20 protein-coding genes are annotated in these 18,662 nt (G+C 36.8%); 11 read left to right on the top strand and 9 right to left on the bottom strand.

All coding sequences use genetic code 11. From position 1 onward, the window contains the following. The first annotated feature begins 13 nt into the window (after positions 1–13). Positions 14–1,591: a DHA2 family efflux MFS transporter permease subunit gene (locus JL102_RS17000; protein WP_202245634.1), complete on the top strand. Its 1,578-nt coding sequence runs from the start codon at positions 14–16 to the stop codon at positions 1,589–1,591. Here JL102_RS17000 and JL102_RS16995 read toward each other — a convergent pair. Further along, positions 1,588–1,803 carry a hypothetical protein gene (locus JL102_RS16995; protein WP_202245633.1) on the bottom strand — a complete coding sequence of 72 codons (216 nt, stop codon included), beginning with the start codon at positions 1,801–1,803 and terminating at the stop codon, positions 1,588–1,590. The genes JL102_RS17000 and JL102_RS16995 overlap by 4 nt on opposite strands. Before the next feature lie 726 nt (positions 1,804–2,529). Between JL102_RS16995 and JL102_RS16990 the strand changes: the two genes are divergently transcribed. Next, the gene (locus JL102_RS16990) at positions 2,530–3,213 is read left to right on the top strand and encodes a uracil-DNA glycosylase family protein (RefSeq protein ID WP_202245632.1); all 684 of its coding nucleotides are present in this window, start codon (positions 2,530–2,532) and stop codon (positions 3,211–3,213) included. On the opposite strand, the gene JL102_RS16985 is transcribed toward JL102_RS16990, so the two are convergent. Genes JL102_RS16985 through gldB form a run of 3 tightly spaced genes read right to left on the bottom strand, consistent with a single transcriptional unit; the run spans position 3,210 to position 5,595 of the window. Then, positions 3,210–3,956, bottom strand: coding sequence for a type III pantothenate kinase (locus tag JL102_RS16985; protein ID WP_202245631.1), 747 nt, complete (start codon positions 3,954–3,956; stop codon positions 3,210–3,212). The two genes, JL102_RS16990 and JL102_RS16985, sit on opposite strands and share 4 nt — an antisense overlap. A gap of 1 nt (position 3,957) precedes the next feature. Further along, positions 3,958–4,557 (bottom strand): hypothetical protein, encoded by a 600-nt coding sequence (locus JL102_RS16980; RefSeq protein ID WP_202245630.1) that lies wholly within the window; start codon positions 4,555–4,557, stop codon positions 3,958–3,960. 21 nt (positions 4,558–4,578) lie between these two features. After that, positions 4,579–5,595: a gliding motility lipoprotein GldB gene (gene gldB / locus JL102_RS16975; protein ID WP_202245629.1), complete on the bottom strand. Its 1,017-nt coding sequence runs from the start codon at positions 5,593–5,595 to the stop codon at positions 4,579–4,581. 77 nt (positions 5,596–5,672) lie between these two features. Here gldB and JL102_RS16970 point away from each other — a divergent pair, with 77 nt between their 5' ends. Both JL102_RS16970 and JL102_RS16965 read left to right on the top strand, forming a co-directional pair. Then, on the top strand, positions 5,673–6,308 hold the full coding sequence (locus tag JL102_RS16970; RefSeq protein WP_202245628.1) for a porin family protein: 636 nt from the start codon (positions 5,673–5,675) through the stop codon (positions 6,306–6,308). 12 nt (positions 6,309–6,320) lie between these two features. Beyond that, a complete protein-coding gene (locus JL102_RS16965; RefSeq protein WP_237390640.1) occupies positions 6,321–7,661 on the top strand; it encodes an HTTM domain-containing protein in 1,341 nt (446 codons plus the stop codon). Here JL102_RS16965 and JL102_RS16960 read toward each other — a convergent pair. Both JL102_RS16960 and JL102_RS16955 read right to left on the bottom strand, forming a co-directional pair. After that, complete coding sequence (locus tag JL102_RS16960; protein WP_237390639.1) at positions 7,648–8,694, bottom strand: alpha/beta hydrolase; 1,047 nt, start codon at positions 8,692–8,694, stop codon at positions 7,648–7,650. The two genes, JL102_RS16965 and JL102_RS16960, sit on opposite strands and share 14 nt — an antisense overlap. Positions 8,695–8,703: 9 nt before the next feature. Continuing rightward, positions 8,704–9,357, bottom strand: coding sequence for a YciI family protein (locus tag JL102_RS16955; RefSeq protein WP_202245627.1), 654 nt, complete (start codon positions 9,355–9,357; stop codon positions 8,704–8,706). 151 nt (positions 9,358–9,508) lie between these two features. Here JL102_RS16955 and JL102_RS16950 point away from each other — a divergent pair, with 151 nt between their 5' ends. Continuing rightward, positions 9,509–9,697 carry a hypothetical protein gene (locus JL102_RS16950; RefSeq protein WP_202245626.1) on the top strand — a complete coding sequence of 63 codons (189 nt, stop codon included), beginning with the start codon at positions 9,509–9,511 and terminating at the stop codon, positions 9,695–9,697. Here JL102_RS16950 and JL102_RS16945 read toward each other — a convergent pair. Further along, positions 9,690–10,835 (bottom strand): aminotransferase class V-fold PLP-dependent enzyme, encoded by a 1,146-nt coding sequence (locus JL102_RS16945; protein ID WP_202245625.1) that lies wholly within the window; start codon positions 10,833–10,835, stop codon positions 9,690–9,692. The genes JL102_RS16950 and JL102_RS16945 overlap by 8 nt on opposite strands. A gap of 5 nt (positions 10,836–10,840) precedes the next feature. Next, positions 10,841–11,740: a hypothetical protein gene (locus JL102_RS16940; protein WP_202245624.1), complete on the bottom strand. Its 900-nt coding sequence runs from the start codon at positions 11,738–11,740 to the stop codon at positions 10,841–10,843. Positions 11,741–11,946: 206 nt separating this feature from the next. Between JL102_RS16940 and JL102_RS16935 the strand changes: the two genes are divergently transcribed. The 3 genes from JL102_RS16935 (at position 11,947) to JL102_RS16925 (ending at position 14,645) form a co-directional block, all read left to right on the top strand. Further along, on the top strand, positions 11,947–13,419 hold the full coding sequence (locus JL102_RS16935) for a hypothetical protein (RefSeq protein ID WP_202245623.1): 1,473 nt from the start codon (positions 11,947–11,949) through the stop codon (positions 13,417–13,419). Next, entirely contained in the window at positions 13,419–14,141 is a 723-nt protein-coding gene (locus JL102_RS16930) for a glycosyltransferase family 2 protein (RefSeq protein WP_202245622.1), read from the top strand. The genes JL102_RS16935 and JL102_RS16930 overlap by 1 nt, the downstream gene beginning before the upstream one ends. A 216-nt stretch (positions 14,142–14,357) precedes the next feature. Beyond that, positions 14,358–14,645 carry a hypothetical protein gene (locus JL102_RS16925; RefSeq protein WP_202245621.1) on the top strand — a complete coding sequence of 96 codons (288 nt, stop codon included), beginning with the start codon at positions 14,358–14,360 and terminating at the stop codon, positions 14,643–14,645. Here the strand turns inward: JL102_RS16925 and JL102_RS16920 are convergent. Further along, positions 14,626–15,018, bottom strand: a complete 393-nt coding sequence (locus JL102_RS16920) for a VOC family protein (RefSeq protein ID WP_202245620.1) — start codon at positions 15,016–15,018, stop codon at positions 14,626–14,628. The genes JL102_RS16925 and JL102_RS16920 overlap by 20 nt on opposite strands. Positions 15,019–15,167: 149 nt before the next feature. On the opposite strand from JL102_RS16920, the gene JL102_RS16915 reads away from it, so the two are divergent. The 3 genes from JL102_RS16915 to JL102_RS16905 all read left to right on the top strand — a co-directional run bounded on the left by JL102_RS16915 (position 15,168) and on the right by JL102_RS16905 (position 18,617). Beyond that, positions 15,168–16,949, top strand: coding sequence for a chloride channel protein (locus JL102_RS16915; protein ID WP_202245619.1), 1,782 nt, complete (start codon positions 15,168–15,170; stop codon positions 16,947–16,949). Between the two features lie 569 nt (positions 16,950–17,518). After that, a complete protein-coding gene (locus tag JL102_RS16910; RefSeq protein WP_202245618.1) occupies positions 17,519–17,992 on the top strand; it encodes a TlpA family protein disulfide reductase in 474 nt (157 codons plus the stop codon). Positions 17,993–18,005: 13 nt separating this feature from the next. After that, the gene (locus tag JL102_RS16905) at positions 18,006–18,617 is read left to right on the top strand and encodes a thioredoxin family protein (protein ID WP_202245617.1); all 612 of its coding nucleotides are present in this window, start codon (positions 18,006–18,008) and stop codon (positions 18,615–18,617) included. Positions 18,618–18,662 lie beyond the last annotated feature (45 nt).

Below are 18,662 nucleotides of genomic sequence, written 5' to 3'. Positions count from 1 at the left end.
AGCGAAAAATTTTATGCTTGAACAAAATAGTACGGTAGAGTACGGTTTCAGGCGGGTAATTATTACTATTACCGCTATCACTTGTGCCCTTCTGGAGATCATAGATACTACTATAGTAAATGTGGCTCTGAATGACATGCGTGGAAACCTGGGCGCTACCTTGAATGACGTAGGCTGGGTAGTTACCGCTTATGCCATTGCAAACGTAATTATGGTGCCGCTTACCAGCTGGCTTTCTCAGCAGTTTGGTAGAAGAAATTATTTCGCAGCATCGATAATAATTTTTACACTTACTTCCTTTTTGTGCGGTAATGCCACTAACATTTGGGAGTTAGTTGCTTTTAGGTTCATACAAGGTCTCGGTGGTGGGGCATTATTGGTAACTTCGCAAACCATTATTACAGAGGCCTATCCTCCTGAAAAAAGAGGGATGGCTCAGGCACTATATGGTATGGGGGTTATAGTGGGCCCTACTTTAGGCCCTCCTTTGGGAGGCTATCTGGTAGATAATTATAGTTGGCCCTATATTTTCTATATTAACATACCTATTGGTATTGTAGCCACCATGCTTACTTTGAACTACGTTTCTAGTCCTAATTATGGAGGTAAGAGAAAAGCCTCTGAAATAGATTGGCTGGGGATTTTCTTGTTGATCGTAGCTGTAGGCTCGTTGCAATATGTATTAGAAAAAGGCCAAGAACATGATTGGTTTGCCGAGCCTATTATAGTTGTATTTACGATAACGGGTGTACTAGGTTTTTACCTGCTCATTTGGCGCGAGCTTACTATCGAAAATCCTGTGATAGAGCTAAGGGTGCTGAAAGATAAGAATCTGGCGGTGGGAACCATCTTTACCTTTATTTTAGGATTTGGTTTATATGGTTCTACCTTTATTATTCCGCTTTTCACCCAATCTATTTTAGGGTGGACGGCACTGGACGCTGGCCTCTTACTAGTACCGAGTTCTATTATGACCGGCTTTATGATGCCTATTGTAGGGCGATTATTGCAAAAGGGAGTACCTCAGAAGTATCTGATTGCCGCTGGTTTTACCCTTTTCTTCCTATATAGTTATTGGGCACACGGTATTTTAACTCCTCATACAGGCACAGAGGACTTTTTCTTTTTGCTAATGATTAGGGGAGTAGGCTTAGGATTACTCTTTGTGCCTATTACTACCTTGGCTTTATCTACCCTTAAGGGTAAGAATATAGCAGAGGGAGCCGCTTTTACAGGTATGGTGAGGCAGTTGGGAGGTTCTTTCGGTATAGCTTTGATTAGTACCTTTATAAGCAGAAGTAATTTTATGTACAGGGCTGATCTGATTAAAAATATTAATCCTTATGATCCCTTAGTGCAGCAACGATTAGAAGGCTTTCAGCAAAAGTTTATAAGCGCAGGTTCATCGCCAGATCTAGCCTTACAGCAGGGCTACCAAATGTTTGAAATGGGGGTGATGAGACAGGCGTCTCTATTGAGTTATATGGATGTATTTTTATATATAGGTTTATTCTTTCTAATATGTGCTCCGCTTGTGCTTTTTGTGAAAGCGGGCAAGAACAAAGCAGTTTCTACAGAAGGAATGCATTAAGCAAAGGCATGATAAACCTTCTCTATTTTAATACGATCTATTTCTGGAATATCCGGATCCTGTAAAAGTCTAAAGGCATCTGAGCGTGATTGAATGCGATATTTTTCAACTATGCTGGATGCTTTTTCTTTTTTTCTTCTGTCCCGAATAACAAAGAACATGATTACCTGAAAGGCTAATATCATTAATACTATGCTAAAAAGTGCTGTCATATCTTGTAATATAGTTTGTATAAAAAACGTCACCATTCAGGAAAAAATAAATCTTTTCCCTTGGCTATTTTAGCCTACATCAATTTATGATCCAGTTGGAGTTATCATATTCTGGTCTATCTCAGGCTAAAAATTAGAGGTGGAATCTATCTCCTTAAATATTAAAAAAAGCGAGGCTATCAGGAACAACCCATGATAGCCTCTTACCTAAACAAAACAAACTTTATGTTTTCAGACTAATTGTCCGAAGAAGTACTTTTATATAACGTTATATAGGCTATTATAGCATATATTTTTATGTCTTCTTTTACAGATTGTGGTATTGTGTCATTGATCTTCCCATATCCGTTTTTAACTTCAATTTCTTAAAGTTATTAATTCATACTGTGCTCAAATTAGCTATAGTTTAGTTAGACTATGGTTAAAGAAAAGCTAATTTTACTATTGTAGCCCAATATTTTGCTTCTATTTTAGAGTCTTTATATGACCTGTGTGGTGTAACGAGGATTTTAATCATGGGTTTCAAAAAATGAAAAATTATATGATTAGTCCGGAGTGTTCTGCTATAGTGTTTTTTTCTGTTAAACAAATCACACCTTTAAGCCGGTGTTAGTTAAATTTACTGTTTTGCTGAGTATTTTGTTGTTGACTGACTTATTTCGAGCGTATTATCTCATTTGATTTTTTACATATGGGTAAGTTTTAATAGATGCTTAACTTTACCGCATGACCTATGCAGAGAAAATCTTAAAGTATTACGATGAACTGAAGTTGCCAGATAATTTGCCTGAGGGTGTAGAGATTCTTTACCCTTTTGCTGAGGAGGAAGTGCAACGGGTAACCCGTCTTTTTTATAATCAGTTTTTTAATGACAGCAATAAAAGAGCTTTTCTCATAGGTATTAATCCGGGACGCTTTGGAGGAGGGGCTACTGGTATTCCTTTTACGGATCCGATTCGTTTGGAGGAGGTGTTGAGCATTGAGAATGATTTTGACAAAAAATCGGAACTGTCTTCACGTTTTATTTATCAAATGATTGAAGCCGTGGGAGGCAGTGAGTTGTTTTATAAACACTTCTATTTCACTTCCGTCTCACCTCTGGGTTTTGTAAAAGATGGTAAGAACCTCAACTATTATGACATTCCAGAGCTTCAAAGAGCCATTGAGCCTTATATGGTATCTGAAATACGGAAACAGATAGCTTTCGGTGCTCACCCTACTGCCTTTAGCCTGGGTAAGGGGAAGAATATTAGCTATCTCAAATATCTTAATAAGAAATATGAGCTGTTTGAGCAGATTGTGCCCCTGCCTCACCCAAGGTGGGTAATGCAATACCGCCTCAAAAGGCTCGATGAGTTCATAGATCAATATGTGCAGGCATTTGCACCTATTATAAATGAAGCCAATTAGTTTTTATTAGCCAGGTAAATCAACCGCACGCCTTCTAATGTGGTGTTAGGATCTATTGCATCAAACTGATCTTGTAGCGGCTCTAATACTTTAGAAAGCCCACCAGTGGCTATTATTTTTAATTTGGTATTGAGCTCTTTTTCTATTCGTTCGATCATTTTTTCTACCAGACCTACATAGCCCCATAGTATACCCGACTGTATGGCTGAAGTGGTATCGGTACCAATTACAGACTGGGGAAGTTCCAGAGGTATTTCGTTAAGCTTAACAGCACTAGAGGCCAAAGCTTTCATAGCTGTTTTTAATCCTGGGGCTATATTTACCCCTCTTATTTTTTTATCAGATACAATAGTAAAAGTTAGTGCAGTGCCAAAATCTACTACCATACAATCTTCTTTGTATTTCTCATAAGCAGCTAAGGCATCCGCTACTAGGTCACTGCCTATGTTATCAGGGTGTAGCACTTCTATGGGAAGAGCAGCATAGCTTTTAGGTCCTATTAAATAAGGCGTTATTTTTAACTTGTCTCTAAGTTTTCTATTAATCACATGGGTAAAAAAAGGAACCACACTGCTAATAGCCACTTCATCTACGGTGATTCCATCTAGGTGCTTATCTAATGAGTGAGCGAGCATCTCTTGTGCTTCATCTTTAGTGGCTATTCGCCAAACGCGAGTCCATTCGGTGCCATTGTGAAGACCGAATACTACATTGGTATTTCCTATATCTACTGATAAAAACATATTAGTGCTGAATATCGTGGATCAATTGCGCATATCCAAATGAATTTTGAAAAGGTAGTACTTGAGGTAGCTCGGAAGTTTCAAAAACATATCTTAGCGTCTTTTGTAAGTTTACTTCAGCTTCTTTACCATAAGCTTCAAAGGCCAACGTCCAGAAATCTTTATTAAGAATACTAATGTTCGAGAGTTCCATTTCACAGCCTTGTTCTACTCTGTCTTTCATTTCTACTCTATCAGGATAGCCTCCTGCTAAGGTATACTTGTTCATCAGTCTTGATTTGGTCACCGGAAGCCAAGTTTCGGGTTCCTCTATCATGTATGACCACTCTTGGTTATCCTGCACCAGATAGCTCCATTTGCTGTATGATTCTATTTTTGCCTTATGATCATTAAAGGTAAAATGTCCTACTTCTTTTAAAAGCGGTTTCATTTGAATGCTTCCTTCACGTAGTTTAATTCCTAAAGTGCCATTTTCGGTTTTATTAAAATAATAATCGGTACGTATGCTTTGTTCTTCAGGAGCAAAAGTCTCTACCCATTGCAACATATTGTCAGGTAGCTTACCCTGAAAAATCCATCTTACTTCAAAAGAGTTTAACATTATTTGATTCTGGCTAAGAGTTTATTTCTTTGGTTTGTAATGAGATTTATTAAAAATTTCTTTGGCGTCAGTGTTTTGCATGAGCTCATGTAAGGTCACTTCATCATTACGCTCCATATACTGTCTCACGATCTGCCAACCTAGCCAGGTGCCGATTCTTCCAGGTGCGTCTTCGCCTATTTCGTAGGTTTTAGGCCTTTCTTCTATATACTTTTTCTTTACTAGGTGGTCAGTTTCGTATAAGAGTTGGTTTTCCAGAAAATGGGCCCATACTATGTCCTCATTTTTTCGAGAGCCACTAATTTCTTTTCTGGAGTACCAGATGAGAAGACTATCGGGAGTACAAGGCATCATATGCTTGGCAAAATAAAAGGATTTGCCATAGCCGATCATATCTGCCAGCATGGTTTTGTCACTGGTATTTGTTTTATTATATTTTGATGAAATACCATATAGTAGCATAATGGAAGGTGTAATGTAGCTGGGTCTGTATCTTTCTAACATATATTCATATAAACCTAATGGCCTATATTTGGCGCTATCACCCAAGTAATAATCAAGACCTACCACTATTAAAGAATCTGAGATAAACATATCATTATCCAAACCTGTAGCTATGAACTTTATCTCGGGTAGTTCGGCCTCCGGGTAGTAATATTTAAAATTAGTAAAAGCTTTGTTGAGCTCTTCTTTTAGCGAACTAAGGTCTCCAAATACACGGTTTATTTCTTGCTGTAAGGTATCTATGTGAGGGTTTTGAAATTTCCCATATAGTACCTGCATCATTACCGAGTCATTAGGATATTGATTTCTCCGTAAAAAATATTCTCTTATCACTGGGTAGTCATTTAGAAAATCTCTTAGATCTTCTTTTGATTTTACCCCTAATAGTGCAGAGTCTAACCTTTCAAATTGTAAGCTCACCTCTATGCCAGAGGTATCTGGCTGATATACACACTCATCATTATTTTCCGAACAAGAGCCAAGAAGTAAAACACAGATAACGACTGCTAGTAAAACGGGAAATCCTTTTTTCATGATCAAACTATTCGTTTATTTGGGCGTTAAAGACCCTAAGTATTTCAACTTGCTAAGTAACCAAAAAATTATTGCAGATGAGAAAAAAACTGCTGATTCTACTATTTTTCTTAATTTCTTATGGCTCATATGCTCAGGTGGAGCTAGGTTTTAAATTTACTCCTACTGTATCTAGTTCAAGGCTAAACTCTGATTCTGATGACTTTAATTATAGTAGTGACGGAGTAGGGATAAGGTTTGCCGCTGGGCCTTTTGCCGATTTTGCTTTTAGAGAAAATTACTATTTCAGTACAGGGGTATTTTTGGTTTCTAACCGAGCAGCTTTTGAGATTACAGACAAAACCACTAATGCCAGGTATAAAGAGGAATATGGCGTGCAGTACATACAAATACCATTGGCCATAAAGCTATATACAAATGAAATAGCCTTAGATAAGCGCATCTATTTTCAGATAGGTACTACTATGGAATTTAATGTCAAAGAAAAGAAAAAGTCGGAGGAGTACATGGCAGTGGAAAACTTCCGATTCTTTAATTCAACCTTACAGGTGGGTTTTGGTCTTGACTATAAAATAGGCTTAAACACTAGCGTTTTTGCCGGAGTGTCTTATAACAGAGGCCTAATAAATTTGGTGGCAGATAGAAGCGATGCTGTAGATAAGTTTTCTTTAAAAAATGACTATTTCGGTCTGGATTTAGGAATTAAGTTTTAGTAATATCCTTTCATGAAAGAAAAACTGTTTCGGCCTGTTGATAACTCACCATTGGTGATTTTCAGGGTTATTTTCGGATTGCTACTAACAGCTGAAGCATGGGGTGCGATTATGACGGGCTGGGTGAAAAAGGCATTTATAACCCCCAAGATAACGTTTCCATTTATTGATTTTTCGTGGCTTCACCCGCTTCCGGGAGATGGTATGTATTATTACTATGTCATTATGGGAGTGGCAGGGGTGCTGGTTATGCTTGGGTTATACTATCGCGTAGCTATGTTCACTTATGCCATTATGTGGGCAGGTGTTTATTTCATGCAGAAAACTAATTATAACAACCATTATTATCTGATGGTATTGTTATGTTTTATTATGTGTACAGTACCTGCACATAAGTACCTATCTTTAGATGTAAAGCGTAAACCGTCTCTTAAAAGTCTTAGTTGTCCGCAGTGGTGTCTTTGGGCATTTGCTTTCCAAATGACACTAGTTTACGTATTTGCGGCTTTTGCCAAAATGTATCCTGGATGGATGAAGGCAGAAACCGTGGGGATTCTATTTAGTGGTAAAACTCATTATTGGCTTGTAGGTCCCTTGTTAGCGCAGAAATGGTTCCAGCTGGCGGTGACGTATATGGGGGTATTATTCGACTTATTTGTGGGGCCGGGACTTTTATGGAAGAAAACACGTAAGTATGCCTTTTGGGTGGCAGTGTTTTTTCATTTGTTCAATTCAGCCGTATTTCAAGTAGGTGTCTTTCCCTATGTAGGCATAGTTATCAGCATATTTTTCTTCAATCCAGAGACTGTCAGGAGTATTTTTCTAAAAGGAAAGCCTCCATTGGTACTCAGTAAGGAGGATATAAATTCTTATTATTTCAAATTTTCTGAAGGAAGGAAAAGGTTCGTAGTCGGGATTTTTGTTGGATATTTTGTGTGCCAGGCTTTATTACCTCTAAGGCACTGGTTATTTAATGGAGATGTTAACTGGACGGAGGAAGGTCATAGAATATCATGGCGCATGATGCTGAGAATAAAATATGGTACCGTTATGTTTCAAGTGAAGGATCCTGCTACCAACGAGACCTGGAGCGTTAGGCCTACCGAATACCTTACGCCTAAGCAAGCTGGTAAAGTGGCCTCTCACCCAGATATGTGCTGGCAGTTCGTCCAAATTCTTAAAGAAGAATATGCCGATAAGGGCTATCCTGATGTTGAAATTTATGCTAAAGGCAATGTAATGCTTAATCGGGGAAAATTCCAGCCACTTTATGATCCAGAATATAATTTAGCCAAAGCTGAATGGCATCATTTTAAACATTCTGAATGGTTGCTGCCTCTTAAGCAGGATTAAGGGCTGGTTCGGCAGAGCCTGCACTATCTGTTTTGGTTATAGGTGCTGGTTTTATTTTTAATATTTCTTCTATGAACTTATAGGTTTCTTTTCTTACTGTAGGTAAGTCTTCTGATGTTAGAGAAGAGCCAATTACATGATGTCCTGCTTCAGGAAAAGCCACTTTTCTTTTAAGAGAGTTCGGAGTGCCCAGTTGATCAAACATGGCCAGTTCTGCTTTTACTGAAACAGTATGATCCTGAAGAGAATCATTTTTATAGTAATAGCCTAAAAAAGTGGGTTGAGTTACCTGCTTAAAGGTTTCTTCCGTCATGGTTACATCTAGCAATTCTTGAAGTTGTGTAATAGCTTCTAGTCTGTATTTATTTTGCCAGTAAGGCTTTCTTTCTGGAGATATTTCCCATTCCATATAATCACTTCCTTGTACTATTCGAGCTATTTGCAGGCCCCAGTGCTTATTGAGAATAAATGCTTCTGGTTGGTATACCTTAATGTTGGGTGAATATAAAATAAGTCCAGCAATGTTATTATCACCTCCGGCCAGATATAAAGATAAGGTTCCACCGGTGGAGGTGGCAAAAAGGATCGTTTTTTCTCCTAACTGCTCGCCAATAGCTATAGCTTCTTTAGCAGAGTTGACATAGTTTTCTGCAGTTAAATCTAACATGGCTTCTTTTGATTCCACTCCATGAGAATGTAGCCTGGCTAAATAGAGGTTCATGCCATAGCGTTGAGCTATTTCTTCATGCAAGGGGAAGCCTTCTTTTTGACTGGCAGAAAAGCCATGAAGATAAATGAGACTATAGGGTGTTTTTTGGTAAGTGGAATCATACCACACTATTCGAGCTTCATTATCTGGCTTTACGTTGCCCACTGCCTTTTCTTTGGCCTCTATGTCTGCTTCTAGTTGGTATAGATGATGGGTTACCTCAGGTAAATTTTTATTAAGCTCGGGGGTCTCTACCTTAGGTCCGGTGAAGTATACGGCCACTAATAATAGAATAATAGGCGCCAACCATTTTAGAAATTTCATAATGATAAATTAGTTGTTATGTTCGCAAAAAGAGCCTTTGGCTACCCAAATGATCTTTATTTCAGGGTCAATAATTCCATTTTTCACAGAGGGGTCGTTCATAATTACTGCTTTGGCTACTTCTCCTTTCATAATCAGAGTGCCTCCGTCACTATTATCAAATACTCCTTCTGAAATAACATTTCCTGTTTTTTCAATTTCTTTTAAATATACATCATGCTGTCGAAAGAGTTGAGGGGCATCTCGAACATTAAATTTAGTAATATAGGTATTATACCTTACAAAAGTGTAAGTCTCATATTCCATTGGGTGTTGAGCGGTGCATACTGAGCCTAGACGTGGGGTCCAGGGAAGTATTTCAGTTTTGTATCTCTTGGTAGCAACGGCGGGGTCCTCACTCATCCATTCTCTGGCAGTATCCACGGAGTTAGTATTTAGTATAAATATGCCGCCACCCTTTTCAAATGATCCGGCTAGCTTCAGTTTCTTTTCTTCGGTAAGCTTTATGATGTGATTTTTATGTCCCGTTTGTAGTCGGTCTTGCTGAGCCTCACTAAGCGAACTGTTATGGTTATTACCACTTAAGAAAACAAACATATATTTACTTTGGCTGTGAGCCACAAAGCCGCTAAAGCTAATAATAACAGCAAGGAAGAACTTCATAATGTGTGGAATTAACACCTCAATATAAGCTGGTTTAAACACGAATTTACTCTAAAAATCAGGCATTTTAGAGAAATGAACGTCATATTGAGATAATAAGTTTAGAGGAATAGTATTTGTCTGTTATCTGTAAAATAAAAATTGAATTAACATGATTAAGATTTTGGCACTTGCTTTGACTATTGTCGGTATTATTGGTCTAATACTAGGTGTTTTTGGAATTTTTGGAAGTAGTATAATTGGTGTTAGTCCTTGGGCTATAGCTATACTTGGCATAATTTTCTTCTTTTCAGGAATTAGTATTTTGAAACGAAAAAAAGATACCGATGAGGTCATTTAAGTTGAAGCAGAATATTTATCAGCTTTTCTATGTCTTCTGTGGTGTTATAAATATGAGGCGAAACCCTGATAGAATTACCACGAAGTGACACGCTTATTTTCTCTGCTTTTAATTTATCCATGAGCAAGTTACTGTCTATAGGGTGTTTAAATTTTATACCAAAGAGATGAGCAGATCTTTCAGAAGCCTTGTCAACAAAGAATGAGCTTCCTTCTAGTTTAGATAATGCATGTTCAGATATGTTAGCGCAGTGTGCTTGAATATTTTTTGGGTCCCAGCTGTTTATTAGTTTCAGTGCCTGTAGCATCATAGGCACAAGGATAAAGTTACTGTGTTCACCTACATCATACCTAATAGCATATGGTTGATAATCTGATTTATAGTTTACGAGCCCAGCAAAATCTTCACTTTTGTCTCGGTTTATCCAGTTTTCTTCTATAGGCTCTCCCTCATCGAAGTAACTACCAAAATATGCAAGCCCAATACTGTAAGGACCAAAAAGCCACTTATAACCAGCACAGATAAGTGCATCAGGCTGAATTTCTTGTATCTTGAAAGGCAACGCTCCTACTGATTGTGTTCCATCAATTATGAGCAGAGCCCCTACTTGTCGTGTTTTATCTCTGATCTTCTTTAAGTCAAACAAATATCCATCAGCCCAGTAAGCATGAGGCAGAGCTACAGCTTTGGTTTCGCTGTCAATAGCGTGGAGAATGTTTTCATTCCAACTATCATGAGTTGAAGACGGCCTTTTGATTATTCTCATTTCCGCTTCATGCTGGTCACAGGCCTTTTGCCAACTATAATAGTTACTCGGAAATTGCTCAGCAGCCATTACTATGTTATCTCCTTTTAATAGCTTTATATTTCTAGCTACTGTAGCTAAACCATAGCTGGCAGATGGAATTATGGCTATCCTTTTAGATTCATCAGCTCCTATGAGCTTTGCAAACTCTTCCCTCAATAAATCTCCTTCTTCAAAAAAATCATTGGTAGTGATTATGCCAGGATTTCTTTTCTTAATCATACCTTGCATGCCAGCTTCTTCCACAGATTTCACAAGAGGTGACATGTAGGCACAGTTTAGGTAAGTTTGGTTTTCCGGTATTTGAAATTCTTTAAGTGCAGCTTCAAACATGTTTTTTAGAAAGTTAAATGTAGTGAGTCTCTTAGGTATTCGTATTTATTGCTGTTTTTACTCCAATAATCAATATGTAGCATTCGATCAAACGTGGCAGAAGTGCTTACTTTTTCACCTTTCAAATTTATAAACGTCTCTTCCCAATAATTTATTCTATGCGGAAATTCCTTACTGAAATTAATTGACAATGAGCGGTCTTTATATTTGATAAGGTAATTTAACGTGCTATCCGAGGAGGTTAAGGTGGCCTTTACTGGCAGGGCCATAACTGGTTGGTGTAGCAGCCTGGCATAAAACAAACCAGGAATCATTTCAAACTTACCTATAGGTAAAGAGTGGTAATCAATTCTAATACGGTTCCAAATTTCATCTTCAAGAATCGCTTTATCCAGCTCAAAACTTTCATCCCCTTCTGATTCGAAATAGGAGTAAGACTGTACGCGATATTGGTTATGCTTGAGGTTCATTTGAGTAAATACCTGGCCACACCACTCTTGTCCACTCATAGTTAATTTCAAGGTTGAGCTGTCTTTCTCTAATTTAATAGGGCTAAAGGCAGATAGTAGAAGTGAGTAAGGATAAATGCCAGTATTAAATTTTTTAATGAAGTTGAGCTTCATTATTGACACCTTATCATTGCCGGTATTTTCAGGTTGATCCAGCTTTACTTGCCTATATCTAGAAAAAGGTTCTGTTACAAAAATTAAAGTAGCATTGCCTTTTCTTTCTTCCCCATAGCGAGATTGATGGAGTTTATAAGTAGCTACTTCAGCTTTGCCAGAATACCAATATTCTCTAAATTGGGAAGAAACTTTAGTGAATTCAGAACTCTTTCCCTGCTTTTTACATGCAACTAACGTGGATAGCAGGGCTAGGCATGTGATGTATTTTATAAAATTCATTAAATAATTAATAATTCAGCGTTGCAAATCAGAGTAGTTTGATACACTTTTGGAATACTGTTAATTTAGAAATTATTTTGTCTATTGAAGATAGATTATTTTGCTTACTTCACAAATCTTTATATTTACCCTGGCAAACTGTATTTATGAATCAATCAACCCCTGAAACCAAGAAGAATAACGCAAAGCTAATTTACCTCTGTATTTTGGCATTAACATTTATAATAGCCTATGCTTATACCTTTGATAGCAAGGTGGCTATGCTAGGCGACAATGCTTCTTATTATATGTTGGGTAAGGCGCTCTCTCAAGGAGAAGGGTATGTGAGTATTTCCAGTAACAGTCATAATCCAAATAATCATTTTCCTCCAGGCTATCCTGCTATAATAAGCGTAATTATGCTTATTAGTAAAGATATTACTTTTATAAAGGTCTTTAATGGACTTTTGCTCATGGCTGGTTTGTGGTTGCTTTTCGAGGTGCTACTAAGAATTACTGAAAACAAAGCTTTTAGTTTTACTATAACTCTCTTATCAGTACTTAATGCACATTTGCTTTTTTATGGCAGTATTATGATGTCAGAGGTGCCATTTTTCTTTATGAGCATGCTTTCATTATACTTTTTTATACAGGTAGATTTTGATAAATGGACATTGAAGAGCCCTGCTTTGGTCGGATCAATTCTCACAATGGTGTTTGCCTATTATATTCGTTCTTTAGGGGTGGCTATCCTAGGTGGATATGTATTGTTTTTTCTTTTTAAGAAAAACTGGAAATATGCCACTACATATTTCATGAGCTTTGTAGTAGGCTTTTTACCTTGGTTTATAAGGGGCCAAAATCTTGGTGGCAGCTCTTACATGAAGCAGCTTACCATGATTAACCCTTATCAGCCTGCATTAGGTCAGGCAGGTTTTGGTGATTTTGTAGATAGATTCTTCACTAATTTCGGTAGATATATCACTTGGGAGATACCAAGCGCTATTTTTCCTATAAAGGAACCCACCTACGGTGGAGAAGCTACCGGAGGGGAATGGTTTTTAGGCTTGGTTTTATTAGGTGTCATGATTTATGGCATTTGGTCTTTGCCAAAATTCAGATGGCTTATTGCCGGTTATTTATTAGGCAATTTTGCCATTCTTATGATATGGCCAGATGTGTGGATTGGCGTAAGATTTATTGTGCCGCTGGCTCCGTTATTATTATTTGTCTTGTTAAATGGAATTTATGAATTGGTGAAAAAGCTTTATACAGCACTAGGTAAAAAGAAAGTATTATCGCCTGTCTATTTGTGCGTTTTTGTGTTGTTTGCTTTTTCACCTGTAAATAAAATTCATGATCAGGCTAAGAAGGAATATTCTCCCGCTTGGAAAAATTATTTTGCCATGGGAACCTGGCTCAAAAGAAATGTAAAAGAGAAAGTGACTGTCAGCTGTGGTAAGCCAGTGTTGTTTTATTTGTATTCGGATACTTATACTTCAAGGTATAAATTTGCACAGGATCCGGAAGAGTTAATTAAAGATCTGGAAGAAAGAGAAGTGGATTATGTGGTAATTGATCAGGTGTACGGAAATACATTTAGATATTTACTGCCAGCTGTCAGAAAACACCCGGAAAGATTTCAGCGAATTCATCATCTTCCAAATCCTGATACCTATTTGTTAAAGTTTAAGCGCTAATGAGTATATCCAAATTGTCTATAATTATACCTGTGTATAATGAGGCAAAAACTATCAATCGAATTCTGGATAAGGTAAGAACGGTAGTTCTTATAAACAATATTGAAAAAGAAGTAGTAATTGTTAATGATGCTTCAGAAGATAATAGTGAAGAGCTTATTTACGAATACATTAATGAGCATCCAGAACTGCTAATAGAATACTATTCTCAGGAAAAAAATATGGGAAAAGGAGCAGCCCTGCACAGAGGTATAAAAGAGGCTACCGGAGAGTACCTCGTAATACAAGATGCAGATCTTGAGTATGACCCTGAGGAATATAATGATTTGCTTAAGCCTATAGTGAATGGTGTAGCAGATGTGGTGTATGGGAGCAGATTTTTAGGTGGAAACCCCCATCGTATACTTTTTTTCTGGCATTCTATTGGGAATAAATTTCTCACATTCCTCTCCAACATGTTTACAAACCTTAATCTCACAGATATGGAAACATGCTATAAACTATTTGATACTTCACTTGTTCAAGGTTTAGTTCTTAACGAAAAGCGATTTGGCTTTGAGCCGGAAGTGACGGCAAAAATCTCTCGGGTTGCAGGTATACGTATATATGAGGTAGGTATTTCATATTACGGAAGAACCTATGCAGAAGGAAAGAAGATTAATTGGAGAGATGGATTAAAGGCAATATATTGTATTTTGAGATACAATTTATTTAGAGGTTAGTAAAATCTTCAACCGCCGAAGCTGTCACTTAACGAGATTTATTGATATCTGTCATATTGATAGATTGAAATAATGCTTAATAAAAACTTTCTTGCTAGATTCGTGGAGCTGTCCAGGGTAATAGAGTTGTTTGAGGACTGTTTTGTTTTTCACCATTTGAAGTGGTTTATTTTTAGGTAATTAGATTTTTAAATTGCATTATAATAAGGCAGAAGGATGATTGAATCAACTACTTTTAAAGGAATAGAATACATAAGAGTATCTGATCTTCCTGAAGAACAACAGGAAGCTATTCAAAATTGGGTAAATCGTGAAGTAGTGTTTAAGATATTAACACCAGAAGGCTTGATTAGAGATTGCATTTTGTATAAGCATTACAAATCTTGGTTCGAAAAAATATTCACAAGTACTTCGCCGGTCGAGCCTCAAAACACTCAAAGTGAGGTTTCTAATAGAGCCGGGAAGTTAAATAGACTAGCCTTGACTAATTCCAAACACCTGTAGGAACTACTTCCAGAATATTATTTTCAGGGTCATGGAAATAAAATGATTCCTGGCCTTCTCCCCATACCATAGTATCAATAATAGTGATTCCTAAATTTAGCATTTTGTTTTTTACAGCCTGATAGTCATTTTGGTTTACTTCAAACGCAAAATGCTGATTTCCTTCAGCGAAATGAGGAGGAGGGGAGGTTTTTAATTTACTGTCATCAGGATTGAAACATAGAAGCACAGATGTACCTACTTTGAAGAAAATATGTTTATCCTCTTTATGATGAATAATTGGCAAGCCAAGCTTGTGATGATAGAAATTTTTTGCCTTATTCAAATCTCTGATATACAGGCAGTTCTCTTTTATTTGTGTGAATTCTTTCATAATGCTGGTAACAATAATACATAGATTGTATTAACATGTACAATCAGTTTTGGTTAGATGTAGGAAAAGCTGTCAAATTCATAGCTTATTTTTATAGTTTGTATGCTATTGTTCTAACTTTGCAGTTCAATTAATGAAGCGTTTTGAATGTGAAACACGAGAGTCCGTTGGTGAAATTTTTAGTGTGGAGGATTAAACATGTCAGTAACAGGAATTTCATTCTTATTCTGGCTGGAGTCACTGGTCTGATTGCGGGCTCGGCGGCCGTTACCCTTAAGGAATCGGTACATTTTATACAGCATCAGCTCACGGGTAACTTTAATAAAGAATATGAAAATTATTTTTATATAGGTTTCCCATTAATTGGTATTCTTCTTACCGTTATTCTTTCCCGATATATTATTAAAGAGAAAATAGGGCATGGTATTACCCAGATCCTTTATGATATTTCTAAAAATGGAAGCATAATCAAGCGTAGTAAGATGTTTTCCCGAATGATTACTAGTGCTATTACTGTAGGTTTCGGGGGATCTGTAGGGTTAGAGGGTCCTATAGTTACTACAGGATCTGCCATTGGATCTAATGTAGGGCGCTTTGTGCACTTGAATGCCAAAAAGAGAACTTTGCTTATCGGATGTGGAGCCGCGGGTGCTATATCCGCCATATTTAATTCTCCTGTAGCAGGCGTAATATTTAGCATGGAGGTTATTCTAGCTGATGTTACTATAGGCATGTTTATACCATTGCTTATAGCTTCTGTGTCTGGCACCTTAGTTTCCATTACATTATTAGGAGACGATGTCCTGTTTTCATTTAAACTGGTAGATAGTTTTAAGGCATCGGATACCCCGTACTATATTTTATTAGGAATGATAAGTGGTTTGGTCTCAGTATACTTTACCCGAACAACCTATAAAGTTGAGAGCCTAATTAAGAAAGCAAAAAACTATATGGGACGTGGATTAATTGGAGGAGTGTTACTAGGAGTGATAATTTTCTTTTTCCCTCCAATTTACGGTGAAGGATATAATACTATCAAATCGTTATTGGCAGGTAATCAGATGAATATTCTAGATACCAGCCTATTCTTTTCAGAGATCAGTAATATATGGATGGTGTTTATCTTTATGATAAGCGTAATACTAGTGAAACCAATAGCTTCTGCCTTAACCATAGGCTCTGGAGGTAGTGGAGGTATTTTTGCGCCATCTCTGTTTTTAGGAGGTGTTACCGGTTATCTTTTTGCTTCGATGCTGAATGTAATCACTTGGGGAAATGTAAACGTAAGTACTAGTAACTTTACCCTGGTAGGTATGTGCGGTGTAATGAGTGGTGTTTTACATGCTCCGCTCACAGCTATATTCCTTATAGCAGAAATTACTAGTGGGTATGAGTTATTTGTTCCGTTAATGCTCGTTTCTGCGATATCTTTTAGTACTAGTTCATTTTTTGAGAAGCACTCATTATATACTAAGCACCTTATTGAGAGTGGGGATCTTATACAGTATGATAAAGATCGACAAGTATTAAGCTTGATAGATCTGAATAAAATTATTGAGAAAGATCTTCTTAAGATTCATCCAAATGCCACTTTGGGCGAATTAGTAGACTTGGTTAGAATCTCGAAAAGAAACATATTTCCTGTAGTGAATGAGCATCAGGAGTTGTTAGGTGTTGTTACGCTGGATGATATTAGAAATATTATGTTCGATGCAGAAAAGCAGAGGGATACAATTGTAAAGACTTATATGCATAGCCCGCCTGCTTATATTAGCTCTCATGAAAATATGCAATCTGTAATGAGTAAGTTTGAGCTTTCTGGAGCATGGAATCTTCCAGTTATAGATAATGGTAAATACGTAGGCTTTTTATCTAAGTCCAGGATATTTAACACTTATAGAAAGAAGCTTATCCACCACAATCAGGAGTAAAAATTTTGATCGGATGATCTTACATTAACCGCAGTGAAAAAAAACATTTTTTCTTTCGAAATATAATGGTCGAATTCTTTGTTTATTTGTTTAGTTTCGCATCCCCTGGAAATCCTGTGTTTAGTTGTCCACAAAGTGAACGTTAAATGCATGTCGGTTAACGTGTTGATTTATAGTTAATTATGTTAATCTTGAAATCCATTGTGGATAACTTCCTTAAATTGTGGAAAAGTTTTCTTTGATTTCTGTAATTCTTTATTTTGTATAATTTACCTCCTCCAATTTGTTAATTAGATTATACTTTTTTTAGCAAATATTACACTATATTATTCGGTTTTATAGCTGCTTAATGGTAGAAAAATCTTTTACTCGGGTAATCTTTATAGGCTCTCCTGTAAGGTTTTTTTCGTATTATCTTCAAGTTATGGTCATTTTAACGCTATGTTACTTGTAATTTTGACATATGAAATGCTTTAACAGTGTATTAAATTTTGAAATATTAGAATAGTTCAATTTTCGTTTTGGTGAATATTTTACTTTTTAGCTCGGAAAGATGTAAATTGATGGGCATGAAAAAATTAGGAATTCTTTTAACATTTTTATTGGGTCCGGTATACTTGAAAGCTCAAGATGTACCTTTAGTAAAGTATGATCGACTAGGTTCTATCATCGGTCAACCAGGGGATGAGGTGCGAGTTATAAATTTTTGGGCTACTTGGTGTAAGCCATGTGTAAAAGAACTACCGCTGTTTAAAAACTTAGCAGAAGGAGGGCATATTGAGGTACACTTAGTAAGTCTCGATTATGCGGATAATCTCGATAAGGTAAATCAATTTGTTAGTACTAATAATTATAAAGATTTAAACGTTATACTTCTAGATGAGATAGATTATAACTCATGGATCGATAAGGTAGATAGTAGCTGGTCAGGAGCTATACCTGCCACATTAATCATCCATCCCAAAACGGGTAAAAGGCTTTTTGTAGAGGGCGAAATAAAAGATGGAGCCTTAGAAAGGTATATAGACCAGGTATCAAACTAACCTTAATACAATTATGAAAACAAATCTAATGCTGTTGTTATGCTTTTTAACCCTCTTTGCTGGAAAATCCATAGAAGAGAAGGGGTACACTGTAGGTGATATAGTCGATAACTTTGAGCTGAAAAGTGTTTCAGGTGAAATGATATCACTTGATGATTATAAAAATGAAAAAGGAATCATTTTGGTTTTTGATTGCAATACTTGCCCTGTATCTAAAGCTTATAAAGAAAGAATAAAGGAATTACATGATAAGTTTGCTGATAAAGGATTCCCTGTGTTGGCCGTAAACTCTAATGACCCAGGAAGGCAGCCTGGTGATAGTTTTGATGAAATGGTAAAGTATGCAGAAAAGAATAAATACCAGCATACGTATGTGCAAGACCTGCAGCAAGAGGTAGCTAGAAGTTTTGGTGCTACTAATACTCCGCATGTATTTGTATTGAAGAAATCAGGAGCAGATTTTAAAGTAGCTTATATAGGAGCTATAGATAATAATTCCAGAGATGCCAGTGCAGTAACTAAGACTTATGTGGAAGATGCTGTAAACGCACTATTAAAAGGAAATAATCCTACACCTGATAAGACTAAAGCTATTGGGTGCACTATTAAATGGAAAGAAGCTTAAATAGTTAATTATTGCTTTAATCAAGCTTTGCTTTATCTTTACGTA

It is taken from the genome of Fulvivirga sediminis, from assembly GCF_016757215.1.
GTDB lineage: Bacteria > Bacteroidota > Bacteroidia > Cytophagales > Cyclobacteriaceae > Fulvivirga > Fulvivirga sediminis.
The sequence above is the reverse complement of the archived record's forward strand: the minus strand, read 5'-3'. Positions and strand labels throughout refer to the sequence as shown.

Bases quoted from the DNA above. Each gene is read 5' to 3' on its own strand.
- JL102_RS16940 (WP_202245624.1), bottom strand. From the start codon at position 11,740: ATGAATTTTATAAAATACATCACATGCCTAGCCCTGCTATCCACGTTA.
- JL102_RS16925 (WP_202245621.1), top strand. From the start codon at position 14,358: ATGATTGAATCAACTACTTTTAAAGGAATAGAATACATAAGAGTATCT.
- JL102_RS16960 (WP_237390639.1), bottom strand. From the start codon at position 8,694: ATGAAATTTCTAAAATGGTTGGCGCCTATTATTCTATTATTAGTGGCC.
- JL102_RS16990 (WP_202245632.1), top strand. From the start codon at position 2,530: ATGACCTATGCAGAGAAAATCTTAAAGTATTACGATGAACTGAAGTTG.
- JL102_RS16970 (WP_202245628.1), top strand. From the start codon at position 5,673: ATGAGAAAAAAACTGCTGATTCTACTATTTTTCTTAATTTCTTATGGC.
- JL102_RS16980 (WP_202245630.1), bottom strand. From the start codon at position 4,557: ATGTTAAACTCTTTTGAAGTAAGATGGATTTTTCAGGGTAAGCTACCT.
- JL102_RS16995 (WP_202245633.1), bottom strand. From the start codon at position 1,803: ATGACAGCACTTTTTAGCATAGTATTAATGATATTAGCCTTTCAGGTA.
- JL102_RS16955 (WP_202245627.1), bottom strand. From the start codon at position 9,357: ATGAAGTTCTTCCTTGCTGTTATTATTAGCTTTAGCGGCTTTGTGGCT.
- JL102_RS16950 (WP_202245626.1), top strand. From the start codon at position 9,509: ATGATTAAGATTTTGGCACTTGCTTTGACTATTGTCGGTATTATTGGT.
- JL102_RS16945 (WP_202245625.1), bottom strand. From the start codon at position 10,835: ATGTTTGAAGCTGCACTTAAAGAATTTCAAATACCGGAAAACCAAACT.
- JL102_RS17000 (WP_202245634.1), top strand. From the start codon at position 14: ATGCTTGAACAAAATAGTACGGTAGAGTACGGTTTCAGGCGGGTAATT.
- JL102_RS16965 (WP_237390640.1), top strand. From the start codon at position 6,321: ATGAAAGAAAAACTGTTTCGGCCTGTTGATAACTCACCATTGGTGATT.
- JL102_RS16910 (WP_202245618.1), top strand. From the start codon at position 17,519: ATGAAAAAATTAGGAATTCTTTTAACATTTTTATTGGGTCCGGTATAC.
- JL102_RS16930 (WP_202245622.1), top strand. From the start codon at position 13,419: ATGAGTATATCCAAATTGTCTATAATTATACCTGTGTATAATGAGGCA.
- gldB (WP_202245629.1), bottom strand. From the start codon at position 5,595: ATGAAAAAAGGATTTCCCGTTTTACTAGCAGTCGTTATCTGTGTTTTA.
- JL102_RS16985 (WP_202245631.1), bottom strand. From the start codon at position 3,956: ATGTTTTTATCAGTAGATATAGGAAATACCAATGTAGTATTCGGTCTT.
- JL102_RS16920 (WP_202245620.1), bottom strand. From the start codon at position 15,018: ATGAAAGAATTCACACAAATAAAAGAGAACTGCCTGTATATCAGAGAT.
- JL102_RS16905 (WP_202245617.1), top strand. From the start codon at position 18,006: ATGAAAACAAATCTAATGCTGTTGTTATGCTTTTTAACCCTCTTTGCT.